19 protein-coding genes are annotated in these 18911 nt (G+C 68.5%); 15 read left to right on the forward strand and 4 right to left on the reverse strand.

Translation table 11 applies throughout. From position 1 onward, the window contains the following. Positions 1-407: 407 nt before the first annotated feature. Positions 408-1241, reverse strand: a complete 834-nt coding sequence (locus tag OHA40_RS17900) for an SDR family oxidoreductase (RefSeq protein ID WP_330228080.1) — start codon at positions 1239-1241, stop codon at positions 408-410. Then, positions 1238-2863: an aldehyde dehydrogenase family protein gene (locus tag OHA40_RS17905; protein WP_330228081.1), complete on the reverse strand. Its 1626-nt coding sequence runs from the start codon at positions 2861-2863 to the stop codon at positions 1238-1240. Before OHA40_RS17905 ends, OHA40_RS17900 begins: the two co-directional genes overlap by 4 nt. Positions 2864-3049: 186 nt before the next feature. On the opposite strand from OHA40_RS17905, the gene OHA40_RS17910 reads away from it, so the two are divergent. Beyond that, positions 3050-4360 carry a PucR family transcriptional regulator gene (locus tag OHA40_RS17910; RefSeq protein ID WP_330228082.1) on the forward strand — a complete coding sequence of 437 codons (1311 nt, stop codon included), beginning with the start codon at positions 3050-3052 and terminating at the stop codon, positions 4358-4360. A gap of 10 nt (positions 4361-4370) precedes the next feature. Here the strand turns inward: OHA40_RS17910 and OHA40_RS17915 are convergent, their stop codons facing one another. Next, positions 4371-4634: a DUF2277 domain-containing protein gene (locus OHA40_RS17915; protein ID WP_067469180.1), complete on the reverse strand. Its 264-nt coding sequence runs from the start codon at positions 4632-4634 to the stop codon at positions 4371-4373. A gap of 164 nt (positions 4635-4798) precedes the next feature. On the opposite strand from OHA40_RS17915, the gene OHA40_RS17920 reads away from it, so the two are divergent. Further along, positions 4799-5668 (forward strand): DUF1266 domain-containing protein, encoded by an 870-nt coding sequence (locus OHA40_RS17920; RefSeq protein WP_330228083.1) that lies wholly within the window; start codon positions 4799-4801, stop codon positions 5666-5668. A 163-nt stretch (positions 5669-5831) separates the two neighbouring features. Here OHA40_RS17920 and OHA40_RS17925 read toward each other — a convergent pair whose 3' ends face one another. Next, the gene (locus tag OHA40_RS17925) at positions 5832-6773 is read right to left on the reverse strand and encodes a hypothetical protein (protein ID WP_330228084.1); all 942 of its coding nucleotides are present in this window, start codon (positions 6771-6773) and stop codon (positions 5832-5834) included. A 515-nt stretch (positions 6774-7288) separates the two neighbouring features. On the opposite strand from OHA40_RS17925, the gene ftsH reads away from it, so the two are divergent. From ftsH to OHA40_RS17990, 13 genes are all read left to right on the forward strand, one after another. Then, entirely contained in the window at positions 7289-9682 is a 2394-nt protein-coding gene (gene ftsH / locus OHA40_RS17930) for an ATP-dependent zinc metalloprotease FtsH (protein ID WP_330228085.1), read from the forward strand. Positions 9683-9962: 280 nt separating this feature from the next. Continuing rightward, positions 9963-10574 (forward strand): GTP cyclohydrolase I FolE, encoded by a 612-nt coding sequence (gene folE / locus OHA40_RS17935; protein ID WP_330234240.1) that lies wholly within the window; start codon positions 9963-9965, stop codon positions 10572-10574. Positions 10575-10771: 197 nt separating this feature from the next. Then, entirely contained in the window at positions 10772-11680 is a 909-nt protein-coding gene (folP, locus tag OHA40_RS17940) for a dihydropteroate synthase (protein ID WP_330228086.1), read from the forward strand. Beyond that, positions 11677-12114 (forward strand): dihydroneopterin aldolase, encoded by a 438-nt coding sequence (gene folB, locus OHA40_RS17945; protein ID WP_330228087.1) that lies wholly within the window; start codon positions 11677-11679, stop codon positions 12112-12114. The genes folP and folB overlap by 4 nt, the downstream gene beginning before the upstream one ends. 209 nt (positions 12115-12323) lie before the next feature. After that, the gene (folK, locus tag OHA40_RS17950) at positions 12324-12860 is read left to right on the forward strand and encodes a 2-amino-4-hydroxy-6-hydroxymethyldihydropteridine diphosphokinase (RefSeq protein ID WP_330228088.1); all 537 of its coding nucleotides are present in this window, start codon (positions 12324-12326) and stop codon (positions 12858-12860) included. After that, positions 12857-13333, forward strand: a complete 477-nt coding sequence (locus tag OHA40_RS17955) for a DUF3180 domain-containing protein (protein WP_330228089.1) — start codon at positions 12857-12859, stop codon at positions 13331-13333. The genes folK and OHA40_RS17955 overlap by 4 nt, the downstream gene beginning before the upstream one ends. Before the next feature lie 70 nt (positions 13334-13403). Beyond that, on the forward strand, positions 13404-14336 hold the full coding sequence (locus tag OHA40_RS17960) for a DUF6779 domain-containing protein (protein WP_330228090.1): 933 nt from the start codon (positions 13404-13406) through the stop codon (positions 14334-14336). Positions 14337-14491: 155 nt separating this feature from the next. Beyond that, entirely contained in the window at positions 14492-15421 is a 930-nt protein-coding gene (locus OHA40_RS17965) for a Rossmann-like and DUF2520 domain-containing protein (protein WP_330228091.1), read from the forward strand. Beyond that, a complete protein-coding gene (gene panC / locus OHA40_RS17970) occupies positions 15421-16404 on the forward strand; it encodes a pantoate--beta-alanine ligase (protein ID WP_330228092.1) in 984 nt (327 codons plus the stop codon). The genes OHA40_RS17965 and panC overlap by 1 nt, the downstream gene beginning before the upstream one ends. A 13-nt stretch (positions 16405-16417) precedes the next feature. Next, on the forward strand, positions 16418-16837 hold the full coding sequence (gene panD / locus OHA40_RS17975; RefSeq protein WP_063022203.1) for an aspartate 1-decarboxylase: 420 nt from the start codon (positions 16418-16420) through the stop codon (positions 16835-16837). A 17-nt stretch (positions 16838-16854) separates the two neighbouring features. Beyond that, positions 16855-17652, forward strand: coding sequence for a type III pantothenate kinase (locus OHA40_RS17980; protein WP_330228093.1), 798 nt, complete (start codon positions 16855-16857; stop codon positions 17650-17652). Positions 17653-17833: 181 nt separating this feature from the next. Continuing rightward, positions 17834-18430, forward strand: coding sequence for a cysteine dioxygenase (locus tag OHA40_RS17985; protein WP_330228094.1), 597 nt, complete (start codon positions 17834-17836; stop codon positions 18428-18430). Positions 18431-18438: 8 nt separating this feature from the next. Beyond that, complete coding sequence (locus OHA40_RS17990) at positions 18439-18861, forward strand: rhodanese-like domain-containing protein (protein ID WP_330234241.1); 423 nt, start codon at positions 18439-18441, stop codon at positions 18859-18861. Positions 18862-18911: the final 50 nt, after the last annotated feature.

The following is an 18911-nucleotide window of genomic DNA, read 5'->3' on the forward strand; positions in this document are numbered from 1 at the left end:
GAATTTCCAGCCTTATCAGGCCGAAAAGTTCGGATACTGGTGCCGAAACAGTCGGCAGGTTTGTTAGAGACAGCATATTGCCTACCATGGTGCTCCGCACTAACCGATCGGCGAATTCTCGGCATGCACCGATCTTCCTGGTCGAAGCCGCATAGTTGGGCGCTTGACCAGCATAGATGGGACGATGTCGGCAGTATCGATGGCGGGTTGTGGACACATGGATGGTTGCCGACGATCGGCTGTGAGTTCGCTGCCGAGCGCCGATCAGGTGTAATCGATAGCTCGCGTGATTTTCATCACAAATCGTCTGTGGTGCTGGTCCCTACCGGTTGTGGGGGGCCGGACGCACAGCGGCACCGCCCTCTGCACGAATCAGACGGGCGGCGCCGCGGGCCCGGCGCGACGATTCACACGCCGCGGGCGCGCTCCTCATACGTCTTGCGCTTCTCGGCGTCGACGTCGTCGAGGAACGCACGACCGGAGCCGAGCGCACGGCCGATGCTGTCTCCGAGCGCCTCGGGCAGCAGTCCGACCACTTGGGCGACGAATCCGGCCAGCGCAGTCACCCTGACCTTGGACTTCGGCGCGACGATCAGCTTGGCCACGGCGTCGGCGATCTCCTCCGGCTCGGCCGGGCGCAGCAGGCTCGGCGCCGTGACGCCGGAACCCAGATCGGTGTTGGTCAGCGTGGGCAGGACCGAGGAGAAGCTGAGGCCGGTGCCGCGATATTCCTCGCGCAACGTGTCGGTGAACCCCAGCACCGCGTGTTTGCTCGCGTTGTATGTCGCCAGGCCAGGGATGTGCGTCTCGCCCGCCAGTGAGGCGATGTTGATGATGTGCCCGCGCCCGCGCGGCAGCATCCGGCGCAGGCCGAGCTTGGAGCCGAGGATCACGCCGTAGACGTTGATGTCCAGGATGCGGCGGGTGACCTGGTCCGGCTCGTCCACCAGTTTGCCGGTCGGCATGATGCCCGCGTTGTTGATCAGCACATCGATCGGGCCGATGGTGCGCTCCACGTCGTCGAGGAAACTCTCGAAGGAGTTCTGATCGGTCACGTCGAGCTTGCCGTAGAGCTCGAATCCACGCGCCGTGCCGACCTCCTTGACCGTAGCCTCGTCGATATCGCCGATGGCGATCTGCGCGCCGAGGGCTTGCAGCGTGGTAGCCGTGGCCAGTCCGATGCCGCGAGCGCCGCCGGTGACGACGACGACCTTGCCGCGGATCTGCTTCGCATCGATCACTTGTCGTCACCCCTCAACTTCAACAGCGCGGGCAGGTCGAGGCGGCGCAGACCCCGCGCTCCCGCCGCACGCATGGCGCCTAGTGCGAACAGGAGTTTCGGCATCGAATACGGGTACCAGAACAGCTCCTTCTGCTGTGTCGGCAGGATCGGCGTGGTGATCGCCTGCTGACGGCAGTATTTGCGCACACCGTTCGCGCCGCCCCAGCGGGCGCCGACGCCGGACAGGCCCCAGCCGCCCATCGGCAGTGCGTAGCTGAACAGGTTGGCGAAGACGTCGTTGATATTGACCGCGCCCGCGTTCAGTTGCCGCGCGATCCGCGCGCCGCGTTCCTTGTCGCCCGTCCACACCGACGCCGACAGCCCGTATACCGAGTCGTTGGCCAGCCGGATCGCCTCCGCCTCGTCGGCCACCTTCATCACCGGCAGGGTCGGGCCGAAGGTCTCCTCGCTGACGCAGGACATGGTGTGGTCGACGTCCACGAGCACGGTCGGCTCGAACGCGGAGCCGAACCCGGCCCGCTTGCCGCCGGTCAGCACCTTCGCACCCGCCGCGACGGCCTCGTCGACGTGGCGCTGCACGATTGCCACCTGATTCTCGTTGGCCAGCGCGCCCACGTCGAACTGCGAGTCGCGGCCGTCGAGTCCCTGGCGCAGCGCCTTGACGTTGCTGGTCAACTTGGCGACGAACTCGTCGTAGACCGGCGCCTCGACGTACACCCGCTCCACCGAGATGCAGACCTGTCCGGAGTTGAACATGCCGCCGAAGGCGATGCCGTGCGCCGCGCGATCGAGGTCGGCGTCGGCCAAGACGATGGCCGGGTCCTTGCCGCCGAGCTCGAGGCTGTACGGAATCATCCGCTCCACGCAGGCGGCGGCGATCTTGCGGCCGGTCGCGGTGGAACCGGTGAACTGGATGTAGTCCGCGTTGCCGACCACGGCCGCCCCGGTCGCGCCCGAGCCGGTGACCACCGCGAAGACCGGCGGAGCGCCGATTTCCGCCCAGCCCTTGGCCAATTCGAGCGCCGACAGCGGCGTCACCTCGGACGGCTTGAGGATGACGGCCGCCCCGGCGGCGAGCGCGGGAATCACGTCCATCACCGGCATGGCGAGCGGGAAGTTCCACGGGGTGATCACGCCGACCACCGGATAAGGCCGGTAGACCGTGGTCAGTCGCTTGACCCTGGCGAGCGGACTGTGCGGCGAGGGGTGGTCGTCGGCGAGGAATTTCGCCGCGCGGCGCGCGTAGTAGCCGATCAGGTCGGTCGCGAAGCCCGGGTCGATCAGGGCGTCGACCCGCGGCTTCGCGGTCTCCGACTGCAGCACGGTGGCCAGGCGGTCGGTGTTGTCGATCAACCAGTCCTGCAACTTCAGCAGCCATGCCTTGCGGCCGTCGGGACCGATCGCCTCCCATTCCGGCTGGTACAGCCGCAGCTCGCGGACTTTGGCCGCGACCGCGTCCGCGGTCTCCTCCGGCACCGTGCCCACGACCTCGCCGGTGCCGGGGTTGCGTACCTCGATGACGGCCGGGACGTCGCCGGTCTTCGCGGTCTTCGTGCGTGCCTGCGTCTTCCTGGCTGCCGCCTTCTTGGTCGCGCCGGGCGCTGGTTCGGAATTGGTCACTAGCTGTTCTCCCACTGACGTTGTGTTGAACCGCGGTCTGCTGACTGCTGTGAAACAGGCCACTGAACTATGATGGTGACACAATCAGCTAGGACTTTCTTGGCCCAATTTGTCAATGCTGACAGGAAACTTTGTGCTCAAAAAACAAATAGTGGCGAGATTTCCGCCCAACCGAAGGAGCTGGTGATGACCATTCCGCCGTCGCCGAGCGCGGCGACCCGGGTTGGGCCGGCGCCGGACGAGGTGCGGGACTGGCTGGCCGACTACGTCTACGAGACGATGCGCGCCGAGACGCTCGACCGGATCGTCACCCGGCTCGACGAGGTCATCGTCGCGCGCATCCCCGAACTCGCCGATCGCGATATGCGCCGCGATCTCGCGGCGAGCACCAGGGCCCACGCCAGGATCGTGCTCAGCCGCCTGACCAGCGACACCTTCGAGTTCTCGCTGCCGGAGGAGGCGCACGCGTTCGCGCGCAGCGTGGCGAGGCGTGGTTTCGAGTTGCGGTTGCTGCTGCGCGTCTATCACGTGGGCATGGAGGCGGTGCTGGACTACATGACCGAGGTGATCGAGCAGCGGCAGGCGCCCCCGGAGATCGAGCGCGTGGTGCTGTTGCGGCTGTTCGAGCGCTCCACCAAGTGGATGGGCACTTCCGTCGAATTGCTCACCGATACCTACATGGAAGAGCGCGAGCAGGTTCTGCGCGCCGCGCTCAACCGGCGCGCCGAGACCGTCCGCGCCGTGCTCGGTGGCGACGACGTGGACATCGAGCAGGCCTCGGTGCGGCTGGGATACCGGCTGTCGCAGCAGCATCTGGCCTTCGTGCTGTGGACCGACGAGCCCACCGGAGAACCGGGCGGCGCGGATGCCGAGGCGACCGGCATGCTGGACCGGGTCGCGGCCCGGCTGGCGGCCATCCTCGGCAGCGGACGCGTGCTCACCGTCCCGTCCGGCGCCAGCGGGATGTGGGCCTGGGCGGGTTTGGACGACCCGGAACGCGGCGCGGAACCGGCGGCGGCGGGCGAGGTGGAGCGGCTGGCAGTGACTGAGGTCGAGGCGCCGGTACGCGTGGCTTTCGGGGTGCCCGCCGGGGGGATCGCGGGCTTTCGGCAGAGTCATCGTGAGGCGGTCGCGGCGCGGAATGTCGCCGAGCGCGCGCCCACGGACGGGCGCGTGACGGGGTATCGCGCGGTCGAGATCGCCTATCTGGCCGGCGCCGACGACGCGGCCATGCGCGGGCTGGTGGGGCGTGAGCTGGGCGCGCTGGCGGCCCGGGACGCGAACGCCGCACGTCTGCGCGAGACGCTGCATGCCTACTTGCGCAGCCACCGCAGCCCGGAGGCTACGGCGAAACTGCTCGGCGTACACAAGAACACGGTCCGCTACCGCATGCAGCGGATCGAACACCTCCTGGGCTTCGCGATCGAGGAGCGGCGTTTGCCACTGGAGATCGCGCTGGTCTGCGTCGCGATCTACGGCGTCGATGTCCTGCCCTGAACCGGCCGGACTACTCGCCCGCGGCCTCGCGTGCCGCGATGCGGCGTAGTGGTGGCTCGGTGGTCGGCGCGACCCTGCGGTCGGGCAGTTCGGCGAGCAAGGTGGTGGTCGCCGCTGCGATGGCCGCGACGGCCTTGTCGACGGCCGGTTTGGTGGTCGAGCTCAGGCCGGACACGCCACCGACCTTGCGCACGTACTGCAGTGCGGCGGCATAGATTTCCTGCTCGGTTGCGGCAGGTTCCAGACCACGCAGGACGGTGATGTTTCTACACATGTGAGAACACTAGCTCCACAGCGCGACCTGCGTCAGGCAAGTAGACACGAGCGGCGATCGATGTCGCTCGACGGACGCGCCGCGGCGGCAGGCGGGTGGACGAACCCGCGAAGCCATCCACGAATACCCGGACCGCGCCGCGACGGATGGGGAACAATCGGGTCATGTCTTCGCGCGGCGTACCCACCTTGACGACGTTTCCGTATGCGGAGCTGGACGAGCGGGAGGAAGACCATTGGTCCGGCGCCGCGATCTCCGACGACGAGCTGCGGGCGCTGGCGCTCGGCGCCTTCTACTCCGCGCGCTGGGACGCCTTCCACGACGCGCTGCTGCTCGGGCCGGAGCGCGCGCATCCGCTCGGCGACCGGCGCGAGCTGGCCATCGACACGCTCACCGGCGCGTGGGGCATCACCGACGCAACCGAGGCGCAGGCATCGATGGAACAGTTGCTGAACGGTATGCACGCCCCGCTCTACGCGCTCGTGCATCCGCTCGTGACGGCCTCGATCAACGCCAGTGAGCGCGACCGCTTCGGCGAGCGGGCCGACCGGCACCGGACATTCCTGCGGCAGGTGGGCGCGTTCCGCGGCATGGACAACCCCGAGGCGCTGGTCCGCGACTACGACATCTGGTCGCAGGCGATCAAGATCGGTTTCACCGACCATCTGGCCAGGCCGCTGCCCAGCGACATCCATGCGTGGGACCTGGCCAGGGTGGTCGCGGTGGCCAGAATGGCCTACACCGCCGGCTACCTCGACGCCGACGTGGCCTGGAGTTATCTCGGTCGCGCCCTGCCGCTCGCGCAGAGCAAGTACCGCAACTGGCGCCAGTTCGGGGACGCCTACCTCACTGGTTGGACCTACTGGCAGGCCTGCGAGGACCTGGCGGAGCTCAAGAACGGCGGCGTCGACCGCCGGATGGAGCTGCTGCGGCTATGGCTGCGCCCGACCAGCCCGTGGCGGCGAGTATCACTGACCGAACCGTCACCCACCCCGCCTAGCAACGACGCACGACCAGTAACGACGCACGACTAGCAACGACGCACGGCGCGAGTCTTACGAGCGCGTTCGCGGACCGGCTTGCGTCCGAGTGGTCGATGCGCATGCGCCGTAGGGCGAGCAGCGACCGCTCGAACGCAAGCCACAAAGGGGCCGCGAACACGCCGCGCCGCAGGCGCGGCAAATCAAACACAGCAAATCAAACACCGGGGAGTGAGCGCAGGATGCCGCGGCCGTAGCGCTGGAACTGCGCGTCGTCCACCATGCCGAGGGAGTGCCGCTCGACCAGCAGCTCCCACTCCGAATACAGCTGGGCCACACCGGGATCCGCGGAGCCAGCGGCGCCGTCCGCGGATTCGCGGCGCATCGCGAAGTTCACCGCGCAGGTGACCCGCTCGGTGTCGGCGCGGTCGGCGCCCGCGAAATGCAGCGTCCGGTTGCCGTCGTACACGTCCATGCCCGTCGTGCCGCGCACCGGGCCGATCTCGCCGGGGCCGACCGCGGGAGTGTCGGTGGTTCGCGCCCAGATGACCGCGGGAATGGGCAGTTCGTACGCGTACCGGGGCTCGCCGATCGAGATGAACAGCAGCCGTCCCGTTGTCGCGGCGAGCAGGCCGGGGCCCGTGCCAGCGGGGGGATGCGCGACCGCGACGCCGGTCTCCAAGACATATTCGTCAGGCGTCACGTAACGATGCAGAGCCGCTATCGCCGGCTTGGCTTCGCGGCGCTGCGTCATCCGGCCGGCCGCCCGGTCCACGTCCGCACGGGTGGGGCCGCTTCTGCCCCAGGTGGGTGTCGGTGGCCGCAGATCGGGCGCGGCCACGTCGACGCGCTGGGTGGCCAGGATGTGCGCGTTGATCCGGTCGATGATCTCGGTGGCCGCGGGGACGTCGTGCTCGGCGATCAGGACCGGCAGCGGCGTCCGGTCCGCGGGCACGCCGGTCAGCACGGGCGTCGGGTACCGCAGATAGATCTCGATGACCACCGCGTCGTCCGCGCGCCGGTTCAACCGGACCTTGAGCAGGTCCGAGACCGGAACGTCGAGTACGCGCTCGCCGTCGGACCCAGGCCGTAGAACGATCAGCCTGCCGCGGCCGTGACGCAGTATCGCTGTGGGTGTCCGTAGCTCGACTATGTCCATACCCCCTGCGCTCTGTCTGATTCGCGGCACTCCCGGGGCCCTTCGTGGTTACGCAAGCTGCCCGCTTCCGTGCCCGTCGTTTCGCGCCGCTCTGTCTGATACGGCGCGCCCGGGCCCAGGGTGGTTACGCGGGCTACCGCCGCCGCACCTCTCGTTCGCGCCGCTGTGTCTGCTGGGCAGCGCTGCCGGGGCCCTTCGTGGTTACGCAAGCTACCGCCTCCGTGCCCGTCGCTCGCGCCGCGTGTTGTGTCGTCGCTCACGATAGGCCGAACATGCCATGATTGTTGCCACTTGGAGGAAGCCGAACCGGAGACATCGGGAACCACCGTCGGTCCCCGGCCGTTTACCTCTTTAGCTGCACCTGCAGCCGAACTGCGCGATGTATCGAGTAGACCGTACGCGGTAACGTGGCTTGTCCGCATCCGAACCCCCGCGGAACCGGACGCGCCAGACGCATCGCTAGGCAAGAACCGGAGACACCGGAAAGGACTGGCCGCCCCCGGCCGACGCTCTATATGAACCGCAAGACTGTGTTTCGCACCCTGGCCATAGTCTCGGGCATCCTGCTCGTGATCTATGCGTTCAGCTACTTCGGCAACGACACGCGGGGCTGGAAGAGCGTCGATACATCGGTTGCCCTGAGCCAGCTGGACGACAAGAGCAACGTTCAGAACGTGCAGATCGATGACCGTGAGCAGCAGCTGCGCATCGAGCTGAAGAACGGCAACGACGCCACCGGTGGTCAGGCCAAGATCATCGCGAAGTATCCGGGCGGCAGCGAGACCTCCGCGCAGATCTTCGACGCCGTGAAGAACTCCGGCGCCAACTACAACACCGTGGTCAAGCAGGAGAGCTGGTTCACCCAGATCCTGCTGTTCGTGTTGCCGATGGTGATCCTGCTCGGGCTGTTCATCTTCGTGATGGCCCGTATGCAGGGCGGCGGCCGCGGCGGCATGATGGGCTTCGGCAAGTCGAAGGCCAAGCAGCTGTCCAAGGACATGCCCAAGACCACGTTCGCCGACGTGGCCGGGGCCGACGAGGCCGTCGAAGAGCTCTACGAGATCAAGGACTTCCTGCAGAACCCGGTCCGCTACCAGGCCCTCGGCGCCAAGATCCCCAAGGGCGTGCTGCTCTACGGCCCGCCCGGTACCGGTAAGACCCTGCTGGCCCGCGCCGTCGCGGGCGAGGCGGGTGTGCCGTTCTTCACCATCTCGGGTTCGGACTTCGTGGAGATGTTCGTCGGTGTCGGCGCCTCCCGGGTGCGTGACCTGTTCGAGCAGGCCAAGCAGAACAGCCCCTGCATCATCTTCGTGGACGAGATCGACGCGGTCGGCCGCCAACGCGGCGCCGGCCTCGGTGGTGGTCACGACGAGCGCGAGCAGACCCTCAACCAGCTGCTGGTCGAGATGGACGGCTTCGGCGACCGCACCGGCATCATCCTGATCGCGGCGACCAACCGCCCCGACATCCTCGACCCCGCCCTGCTGCGCCCCGGCCGGTTCGACCGGCAGATCCCGGTCGGCAACCCCGATCTCGCGGGTCGCCGCTCCATCCTGCGGGTGCATTCGCAGGGCAAGCCGATCTCGCCGGATGCCGACCTGGACGGTCTCGCCAAGCGCACCGTCGGCATGTCCGGCGCGGACCTGGCCAACGTGATCAACGAGGCCGCGCTGCTCACCGCACGCGAGAACGGCGCGATGATCACCGGCGAATCGCTGGAGGAATCGGTCGACCGCGTGATCGGCGGCCCGCGCCGCAAGAGCCGGATCATCAGCGAGCACGAGAAGAAGATCACCGCCTACCACGAGGGCGGCCACACTCTCGCCGCCTGGGCGATGCCGGACATCGAACCGGTGTACAAGGTCACCATCCTTGCCCGCGGCCGCACCGGTGGTCACGCGATGACGGTGCCCGAGGACGACAAGGGGCTGATGACCCGCTCGGAGATGATCGCCCGCCTGGTCATGGCGATGGGCGGTCGCGCGGCCGAGGAACTGGTGTTCCACGAGCCGACCACCGGCGCGTCCTCCGACATCGACCAGGCCACCAAGATCGCTCGCGCGATGGTCACCGAGTACGGCATGAGCGCCCGGCTCGGTGCGGTCCGCTACGGCCAGGAACAGGGCGATCCGTTCCTCGGCCGCTCGATGGGCATGGGTTCGGAGTTTTCGCACGAGGTGGCGGGCGCGATCGACGAGGAGGTGCGCAACCTGATCGAGGCCGCGCACACCGAGGCGTGGGCCATCCTCAACGAATACCGCGACGTGCTCGACGTACTGGCCACCGCGCTGCTGGAACGGGAGACCCTGCACCGCAAGGATCTCGAGCAGATCCTCGCCTCGGTGGACAAGCGCCCGCGAATCACCGCGTTCAACGATTTCGGCGATCGCGTGCCATCGGACAAGCCGCCGGTGAAGACCCCGGGTGAACTGGCCGCCGAGCGCGGCGAATCGTGGCCGCCGGAGCCTTTGGTGCAGCCGGTCGCCGCGTCCGCGCAGCGCGAGCCGCAGGGCGCCAACGGTTATCCGCCGCACGAGGGCGGATATGGCGCGCCGCCGCAGTACGGTCGCCCGGCAGCGCCCGGCTACCCGCTGCCGCAGACGCCCTCGCCGGGCTACCCACGGCAGGGGACGCACGGCTCGCGGCCGGACTACGGCGCTCCCGCGGGGTGGTCGGCTCCGGGGTGGCCGCCGCGGGACGAGCCGCAGCAGCAGGACCAGCCCAGCGGGTGGGGCGATCCGCAGCAGCCGCGGCAGGGCTACCAGCCGTGGGGTGCACACGGTGGGTCCGACGACGGCTACGGCCCGGACGGGTACGGCGATCGTGGCGGCTACGACGAGCCGCGTCGAGGTAACCCGGCCGGCGATGGCGAGAACGGCGATTGGGATGGACCGAACGGTCGACACTGAAACCAGGGCGGTTCGCCCGGGTGTCCTTCGTGATCACCCGGGCTGCTGTCCGCGGGGCCTTCGCTCCCGCGGTATCTGATGTGCGGCGCTCCGGGGGCCTTCGTGGTTACGCGGCCCATCGCTCGCGCCGCTGTCAGTGACGATTAGGCTCGATCATCGGGGGTGCCGAGTAATTGCCGGCACCCCGAGATTTTGGAGGTGTCCTCGATTGTCGGCCAACAACCATGGCGGCGGCTACGTCCTTGCCGAGTCGAATGCTGCTGAACACGACGGTGTCGACATCGGCTTGACCGAGCCCGGCCTGGTCGCACTGGAAACCGGCAGGTCGTTCGACCGGGCCCGCGCCGAAGCCGCGGTGCGGGAGTTGTTGATCGCTGTCGGCGAGGACCCGGACCGGCCCGGTCTGCGGGAGACGCCGGCCCGTGTCGCACGTGCGTACCGGGAGACCTTCTCCGGGCTCTATGTGGAGCCGGATTCGGTGCTCAACACCACATTCGACGAGGGACACCAGGAACTCGTGCTGGTCCGCGATATCCCGATGTACTCCACCTGCGAGCACCACCTCGTGTCGTTCCATGGCGTCGCCCACGTCGGCTACATCCCCGGCCCGCACGGCCGCGTCACCGGCCTGTCCAAGCTGGCCAGGCTGGTCGACCTGTATGCCAAGCGGCCCCAGGTGCAGGAGCGCCTGACCAGCCAGATCGCCGACGCGGTGATGCGCAAACTGGACCCGCGCGGCGCGATCGTGGTGATCGAGGCCGAGCACCTGTGCATGGCGATGCGCGGCATTCGCAAGCCGGGCGCGAGTACCACCACCTCCGCGGTGCGCGGACTGCTCCAGTCCAACGCCGCCTCGCGCTCCGAGGCGCTCGATCTCATTCTGCGCAAGTGAGCGGGTCGGCGGTGTCCGGGCCGAGGAGCGAACAGAGCGCAGCGACTGGAGCGACAAGGAAGGACACCGCCACGGGGAGTCCCGGTGCGGGTCAGGCTGAGCCAGGGCGCTCGGACACCGTGAGTAGCCCGGCGGCGGTGCCTGGGCCGAGCAGCGCCGAGAGCGCGCCGGCCGGTGCGACGGTCACGGACGCCCCGATGAACGGTCTCGGAGCCATCAATGCGCGCGGCGGTCGGTCCTGTGTGGTGATGGGTGTGGTGAACGTCACCAGCGACTCGTTCTCCGACGGCGGCAAGTATCTCGATCCTGAACTGGCCGTCGCGCACGGTGTGCGGCTGTATGCCGCGGGCGCGGACATCATCGATGTCGGCGGCGAGTCCACCAGGCCGGGCGCCATCCGCATCGACGCGACGACCGAGGCGGCCCGTGTCACTCCCGTAATCCGTGGGCTGGTCGCGGCCGGCGTGCCGACCAGCGTGGATACCATGCGCGCCGCGGTAGCCGAGGCGGCGATCGAAGCCGGGGTCTCGGTGGTGAACGATGTCTCCGGTGGCCGTGCCGACCCGGACATGGTGCGGGTGGTCGCCTCCGCGGGGGCCCCATGGATTCTCATGCACTGGCGGGCGGGCGCCGACTACCGGCATACCGGCCCGGCCGATCATTACGACGACGTGGTCGCCGAGGTGCTGGCCGAGTTGAGCGCGCAGGTGGATGTGGCCGTCACCGCAGGGGTCGACCCATCCCGGCTGATCCTCGACCCAGGTCTGGGCTTCGCGAAGAACGCCGAACACAACTGGGCCCTGCTCGGCGCGCTGCCCGAACTCGTCGCGCACGGCTTGCCGATCCTGATCGGCGCATCACGCAAGCGTTTCCTGGGCGCGCTGCTCGCCGACGACGCCGGACCGCGTCCGCCGGACGGCCGGGAGACGGCCACCGCGACCGTCTCGGCGCTTGCCGCGCTGCACGGCGCCTGGGGCGTTCGGGTGCATGACGTGCGCGCCTCGCTGGACGCCATCGCCGTCGTCGGCGCGTGGCAGAATGCCGCACGGCAGCGTGCCGCAGAACACGACATCGCCCACCCGTCTGTGCGAGGAGCTCACCGATGAGCCAGTCCCCGGTCCACGCCGAAGACGGTGCCGCGTCGCGGAGTGCGCCGACCCGCCGTGGCGCCGACCGGATCGAGCTGTGCGGCCTGCGTGCCTACGGGCATCACGGGGTGTTCGATCACGAGCGCCGCGACGGCCAGGAGTTCCTGGTCGATCTGACGGTGTGGGTGGATTTCGCCGTCGCCGCGGCATCCGACGACTTAGCGGCCACCGTGGACTACGGCGCGCTGGCCGAGCGCGCGGTGCGGATCATCCAGGGCCCGCCGCGCAATCTCATCGAGTCGGTGGTGTCGGAGATCGCCGACGACGTGATGACCGATCCGCGGATCAAATCGGTCGAGGTCGTTTTGCACAAGCCGTCCGCGCCCATCCCGCACACCTTCGCCGATGTCCGGGTGGTCACCTCGCGCCACCGCGGGGAGCCCACCAGATGAGCCGTCAGGGCCGGAGGAGCCAGCGCTGCGTAACCACGCAGGCTCCCGCTCATACTGGAAATGGACACCGCGTGGGCGGTCAGGCCCGGAGGGGGAGCGCAGCGTGACCACCGAGAGCCCGCTCCTGCGGTTAGTGGGCACGGCATGAGCGAGCGAGATTCCGGCGCGGTCCTATCGCGGACCGAGCCGAGCGCGACAGAGGCGTGCCGATGACGCGCGCGGTGCTGTCCATCGGCTCGAATCTAGGCGACCGGCTCGCGCATCTGCGCAGCGTACTCGACGGGTTCGGCCACCGGGTGCTGGCCGTGTCCGCGGTGTATTCCACCGCGCCGTGGGGTGGTGTCCCGCAGGGGGACTACCTCAATGCCGCTGTGCTGGTGGAGGATCCGGCCTTCGGCTGCGCGGACTGGCTGCGCCGCGGCCAAGAGCTGGAGCAGGCCGCTGGGCGGGTCCGCGACGTGCGCTGGGGCGCGCGCACGCTCGACGTGGACGTGGTGTGGTGCGCGGAACTACGCGATGGAGAGCCGGTGGCTTGTCGCAGCACCGACCCGGATCTGATCCTGCCGCATCCGCAGGCATACCGCCGCGCCTTCGTGCTGGTGCCGTGGCTGGACGTCGTGCCGAACGCGGTGCTCGAGGTCGACGGTGTGCCGCACGCCGTGGCGGACCTGCTGGAGCGGCTCGATCCGGCCGAGCGCGCCGGTGTGTGCCGCACCGAGTTCTCGCTGACGGGCACGGTGTCGTGAAACTCAAGCCGACCCGTGTCCTCGACCTCGTGGCGAACGTGCTCATCGCCGCGATCGTCGCGTGGATCGCCACCAGGGTGGCCTACGACAACTTCCCGCCGATCTCGATCTTCGCGGGCGCCTCGCTCTACCCGGTGGCCGCCATCGAAGCCGTGCTCGCTTTTGTGATCCGGGCCAGGGTCAGCGACCATCAGATCGGCGACGGCCGCCACCAGCTGCATCCGATCACAGCCGCCCGCGCCGTTGCGTTGGCGAAGGCGTCGGTGCAGGTGGGTTCGATCGCCGCCGGCATCTGGCTCGGCTTCCTGTGCTGGGTCTTCCCGCAGCGTGGCACGTTGCGGGCGGCGGCTGCCGACAGCCCGGGCGCGATCGTCGGAATGCTGGCGGGGGTGGCTTTGGTTGCTGCGGCACTCTGGCTGGAATTCTCCTGCCGCGCCCCTGAGGATCCCACCGACGATGCGGCAACAACATAGCTATTTTTCCGAAGGGGATCACAAAACCGGAATCTGGGCGGTGCTCGCCGTATTGGCTACCCTGACTGGCATGGTTTCACCCTCCCGTAGCAGCACTTCCCGTCGACGGCGGGATGACGCGGGAAAACTGTTCATCGGCGGCCTGATCCTGTTGGGTCTGGTTGCCAGCGTTTTCCTGGTTTTCAGTAACAACGTGCAGTTCGTACGGGTAGGTCTGGTCGCGGCGCTGTGGGCCGCCGCAATCGGCGCGCTGGCCGCGACGAAGTACCGCAAAGACGCCACGATCGACAAGGCGAAGGTCCGCGATCTGCAGACGGTCTACGAGTTGCAGCTGGAGCGGGAGGTCACCGCGCGCCGCGAGTACGAACTCGGCGTCGAGGCTCGGGTGCGCGAAGAAGTGGGCGCCGACGCGGCCGAACTCGCGGCGCTGCGCGCCGAGCTCACCGTGCTGCGCCAGAGCTTGCAGCGGCTGTTCGACGGCGATCTGCCGATGGATCGCCCGGCCCTGCGCGCCGACGCGACCAGGGTTCAGGAGCTGACCAGCTCGAGCGCGGAATCGGCTGACAATAGCTCCGCGAATGCCGGAATGTGGTCGGCCTTCGCCGACCAGCAACCACGTAGCAGTATGACGCCGATCTTCGAGCCGGATCATCCCGAGCCTCCGGTCTTCGCCAGCCCCTATGACGAGCCGGTCACCGCCGAGACCGCGGTCGTCTCGTTCGACGAGGACGACGATGAACCCCGGTACGCCGATCCGCGCGGCTGGGCCGACGCTTTCACCGAGACGGTCGACGAACCGCTCGACGAACCTCCGACGCAGCCTGCCGTCCGGCCCGAACCCCGCCCGGAACCGGTGTCGCGGCCGACCGATGCGCCCACGATGGGGACGCCGAGCACGCGCAGGCGGCGCAGGGCCGAGCACGACGGTGAGACGCCGTCGCGCCGTCTATCCGTCGCGGAGATCATGGCCAACTTGCAGTCCGAGGAACGCGAACGGCGCTGACCAGGACCGCGCTCCGGCACGGCACTGCGGCCTAAATCACTCGGGCACCCCGTGGCATCGGCAAACCGCGTGCCGATATTCTCGTGACGTACCGTCCGGTACCCGCATGGCGGGACTGGAACGACATCGAGAGGACAACGTTGACCTCGGGAAGCGTGAATTCCGACAGCCCTACTTCGGGCTACGACCCCGCGCCCGCACGCCTGACGGTGGGAATCGTCTCGGCGGGACGCGTGGGATCGGCATTGGGCGCGGCGCTCGAGCGCGCCGGACACGTGGTGTTCGGCGTCTGCGCGATCTCCGACGCGTCGGTGCGCCGTGCCCGCACCAGGCTGCCCGACTCGGAGATTCTGCCGATCGAACAGGTGGCCGCGCGCAGCGAGCTGCTGCTGCTCGCCGTGCCCGACACCGAACTGGCCGGTCTGGTTCGCGGCCTGGCCGGAGCCGGTGTCGTCCGGCCGAGCACCATCGTGGCGCACACCTCCGGCGCGAACGGTGTCGGCGTGCTGGCCCCGCTTGCCGAGCTCGGCGCTCTTCCGCTCGCCATCCACCCCGCCATGACCTTCACCGGCCACGACGAAGACGTGACCCGGCTCGGCAACGCCTGTTTCGGCATCACCGCCGCCGACGAGGTCGGTTACGCCATCGCGCAGTCGCTGGTGATCGAGATGAGCGGCGAGCCGGTGCGGGTGCCGGAGGAGAACCGGCCGCTGTATCACGCCGCGCTCGCGCACGGCAGCAATCACCTGGTCACGGTGATCGTCGACGCGCTGGCCGCGCTGCGCGTCGCGCTGGAGGGACCCGGCCTGCTCGGCCAGCAGGTGGTCGACGATCAGCCGGGCGGTCTGGCCGAGCGTCTGCTCGCCCCGTTGGCCTCGGCCGCGCTGGACAACGCCTTGCGGCGCGGCCAGTCCGCGTTGACGGGTCCGGTGGCCCGCGGCGACGCGGACGCGGTGGCCGCGCATCTGGCCGCGCTGACAGCGGTCGACCCGCGGCTGGCCGAGGGGTATCGCGCGTTGTCGCTTCGCACCGCGGAGCGGGCTGGCACCGCGCCCGCCGTTATCGAGCTGCTGGAAGGACGCTGATGTTCGATCCGAAATTGCGCGGCGCTTACCGGCCCGGCGAGCTGACCGTGCACCACGATCCCGCGGTGCTCAGTGCGGTGTCCGGCGCCCTGCGCGGCGTCGGCCGCACTGTCGCGTTGGTGCCGACCATGGGCGCCCTGCACGAGGGGCACTTGGAGATCGTGCGGCTGGCCAAGCGGACCAATCAGGTCGTCCTCGTCTCGATCTTCGTCAACCCCTTGCAGTTCGGCGCGAACGAGGATTTGGACGCCTACCCGCGCACCCTGGACGCCGATGTCGAGGTGCTGCACGCGGAGGGCGTCGAGCTGGTGTTCGCGCCGAGCGTGTCCGATATATACCCGGACGGTCCACGCACCACCGTGCACCCGGGGCCGCTCGGTGCCGAGCTCGAGGGGGCAAGCCGCCCGACCCATTTCGCGGGCATGCTCACCGTGGTCGCCAAATTGCTGCAGATTGCGCGCCCTACCGAGGCGTTTTTCGGGGAGAAAGACTACCAGCAGCTCACGCTGATCCGGCAGATGGTTCGCGACCTCGATTTCGACGTGAAGATCACCCCGGTGGTCACCGTTCGCGAGGCCGACGGCCTGGCCCTGTCCTCGCGCAATCGCTATCTCGATGCGGCGCAGCGCGAATCGGCGCTCGCGCTCTCGGCCGCGCTGTCGGCGGGCAAGCATGCGGGTGGTCTCGGCGGCGGCGCGGTACTGGCCGCGGCCCGCCAGGTACTCGACGCCACGACCGGCGTCGACCTCGACTACCTGGAGCTGCGCTCGTCCAACCTGGGTCCTGCCCCGGTCACCGGCAACGCCAGGTTGCTGATCGCGGCCAAGGTCGGCGCCACCCGGCTCATCGACAACATCGCGGTCACCCTCGGCGCTCCGATCGACGGCCACCCCAATGTCTCCGGTTCGCGGCCCGCCGCGGACTCCTCCTCCCAGCCTGCCCAGGCGGTGTCAGATCCCGCCCTGCTCCCTCCCGCGAACTAGAAAGGGCGACGCAATGCTGCGCACCATGATGAAGTCGAAGATCCACCGTGCCACCGTGACGCATGCCGACCTGCACTACGTCGGCTCGGTCACGGTGGACCAGGACCTGCTCGACGCCGCCGATCTGCTGGAAGGCGAGCAGGTCTGCATCGTGGACATCGACAACGGCGCCCGGCTGGAGACCTACGTCATCGCTGGTGAGCGGGGTTCCGGCGTGATCGGGATCAACGGCGCCGCCGCCCACCTGGTACACCCCGGTGACCTGGTCATCCTGATCGCCTACGGTCAGCTGAACGAGCAGGAGCTCGCGGAGTACGACCCCAAGGTCGTGTTCGTCGACGAGCGCAACCGCCCGGTCGAGCTGGGCTCGGACCCGGCGCACGCGCCGGAGGGCTCGGGCCTGACCTCGCCGCGCTCCCTGTCGTTCGTCTGAGAGTCGGCGACCGGGACATGCTGCTGACCATCGATGTCCGAAACACCAGTATCGAACTCGGTCTGTTCTCGGGGACGGGGGCGCATTCGAAACTGGTGCGGCACTGGCGGATGCACACCAATCCGCTGCTGACCGCCGACGAATTCGCCATGCAGGTGCGCGGGCTGGTCGGCGCGCAACTGGACGAGGTGATCGGCGTCTCCGCGCTGTCGACCGTGCCGCCCGTGCTGCGCGAGCTGCGCGGCATGCTCGGTCAGTACTGGGGACACGTTCCGCACGTTCTGGTGGAGCCCGGTGTGCGCACGGGCATTCCGCTGCTGGTCGACAATCCGAAAGAAGTGGGCGCGGACCGCATCGTCAATTGTCTGGCCGCCTACCAGCGGTATTCCTCGCCCGCGATCGTCGTCGATTTCGGCACGGCGATCTGTGTCGATCTGGTGTCCAAGAAAGGGGAGTTCCTCGGCGGGATCATCGCGCCCGGCGTGGAGATCTCCACCGAGGCCCTGGTGGAACGCAGCGCGCTGCGGCGGGCCGAGTTGGCCAGGCCACGGTCGGTGCTGGGGAAGAACAGCATGGAATGCATGCAGTCCGGCGCGGTATTCGGATTCGCCGGCCTGGTGGACGGACTGATCGATCGGATTCGCGACGAATTCGACGCCTTCGCCGGCGAGGATGTCGCGGTGGTGGCGACCGGCGCGACCGCGCCGCTGATCGTCCCGGAATCCGAGACCATCGAGGACCATGATCCGCATCTCACTCTGACCGGCCTGCGGCTTGTATACGAACGCAACCAGCGGCGCAAGGGAAGTGTCTGATTTGCGCGGTGTTGGATTCGTCGCAGGAGCGGCACTTGCCGACACCGCGCCGCGTTCTGTTAAGCTCGCTCTCGTGTCTTTTAGCGTGAGCACCCAGGAGTGTTGTCGAGGCTGACTTGCCTCGACCGATCGAGGCTGCCTACCCGCCCTCGACCGATACCATCCTCCTGGAGATTCGCTCATGCGTTCTTCCGTACTTTCCCTTTCGTCCGCGCGTACCGCGTTGTCGGCCACCCCGCCGCTGGATCGTTCGGTGGCTCCCGCGCTGCCGACCCGGCTGCGTCCGGCCGATCTGCTGCGGTTGACCGACGAAGGCGCCGAAGATGTGCTGGCCGGTCGCTATGACCATCTGCTTCCCGCGAATGGCCTCTGGCCTGCTGACGAGTGCTGGGCGGCCAGATTGCTGGCCGACGACGAGGTAGACGTCTGGCTGATCAGCTGGACGCCGGACAAGTCCACCGAGCTGCACGACCATGCCGGGTCGCTCGGCGCGCTGACCGTGCTCAGCGGCGCGCTGTCCGAATATCGTTGGAATGGAACGGAACTGCGCTGCCGCACGCTCACGGCGGGCGATCAGGCGTCGTTTCCGATCGGCTGGGTGCACGACGTGATGCGCGCGCCCGCCGCCACCGAATCCGCGGGCCCGCTCGATCCGACGCTGAGCGTGCACGCCTATTCCCCGCCGCTGACCGCCATGTCGTATTACGAGGTGACCGGCCACGGCACCCTGCGGCGCACCCGAACCGTCCTCACCGACCAGCCCGAAGGTGATATGTAATGACCCGTTTGACCATCGATCAGGTGCTCGAGAACGCGCGGGCCCAGCTGAACCGGATCTACGCCTTCGAATTGCCGGAAGCGGTCGAGCGGGGCGCCATTCTGGTGGATATCCGGCCGCAGGCGCAGCGCGGGCGCGAGGGCACCTTGCCCGGCGCCTTGGTGATCGAGCGCAATGTGCTGGAATGGCGGCTGGATCCCTCCAGTTCCGCTCGGTTGGCCTTGGCCGCCGACCACGACGTGGAGTGGATCGTCGTCTGCTCCGAGGGCTTTACCTCCAGCCTGGCTGCTGCCGCGCTGCAAGAACTCGGATTACATCGGGCGACCGACCTGGTCGGCGGCTACCAGGCACTGAAGGCCGCGGGGCTGCTGAACGTCGCCGTGCGGGCGCCGCACTTCGCGCGCGAGCTCGACGCGCTGGCCTCGCTGTAATTTCCCCGATCACTTCCATCTCGAATTAGCCGGTCGCGCAGGTGTTTTCG

Origin of the sequence: Nocardia sp. NBC_00508 (genome assembly GCF_036346875.1) — a bacterium.
Classification (GTDB): Bacteria; Actinomycetota; Actinomycetes; order Mycobacteriales; family Mycobacteriaceae; genus Nocardia.